This is a genomic window from Halomonas sp. 141, from assembly GCF_002810305.1.
GTDB classification, from domain to species: Bacteria; Pseudomonadota; Gammaproteobacteria; order Pseudomonadales; family Halomonadaceae; genus Vreelandella; species Vreelandella stevensii.
Genome location: NZ_PINZ01000135.1, coordinates 1 through 662 on the forward strand (window position 1 = coordinate 1; position 662 = coordinate 662).

Genomic DNA, 662 nt, shown 5'->3' on the forward strand with positions numbered 1-662 from the left:
CCCGATGATCCGGCCGGACACCCGGCTGCGCGTCTACCTGTGTCGCGAGCCGGTCGACATGCGCAAGCAGATCGATGGACTGGCCCTGCTGGTTCAGGAGGCCATGGAGCTCAACCCCTTCGAGGAGGCGGTCTTCGTGTTCGGCAACCGCCAGCGCGATAAGGTCAAGCTGCTGTTCTGGGAGCGTAACGGCTTCGTGGTCTGGTACAAGCGCCTGGAGCGGGAGCGCTTCAAGTGGCCGGACCGCCTGGAGGGCGACACCGTCACGCTCTCGGGCCAGGAGCTGAACTGGCTTCTGGATGGCTATGACCTCAGCGCCATGCGCCCCCATAAGGCCTTGGATTTTCAGGCGGTTGGCTGATTTTCTGCTGCTTTCAGCGGCGCCGCTTGGTAAAATGGCGGCATGATCTCACCGGCCTCGACACCTTCCGTCAGCGTCTCCCAACTGCAGCGCCAAGTGCGCGCTCAGCAGGAGGAGATTGCGCGTCTTCATCGCCTGATGGAGAAGAAGGAGGCTCAGTGGGAAGCCGCCAAGCAGTCCCTTTTTGAGCAACTCAAGCTGGCCATTGAAGGCCGGTTCGGTCCCTCTACCGAGAAGTACCGCGTCGAACAGGGTGATCTGCTCATCAACGAGGCCGAGGTGGCGGTCGATGAGGAAGAGG

General features: G+C 62.1%; 1 protein-coding gene and 1 pseudogene. Both read left to right on the top strand.

The genetic code is table 11. The features are described from left to right. The coding region (gene tnpB / locus CWI66_RS17690) for an IS66 family insertion sequence element accessory protein TnpB (RefSeq protein ID WP_198517619.1) at window positions 1-361 on the top strand (361 nt) is incomplete at its 5' end. A 42-nt stretch (window positions 362-403) separates the two neighbouring features. Further along, a pseudogene (locus CWI66_RS17695) lies at window positions 404-662 on the top strand (IS66 family transposase); the annotation flags it as partial.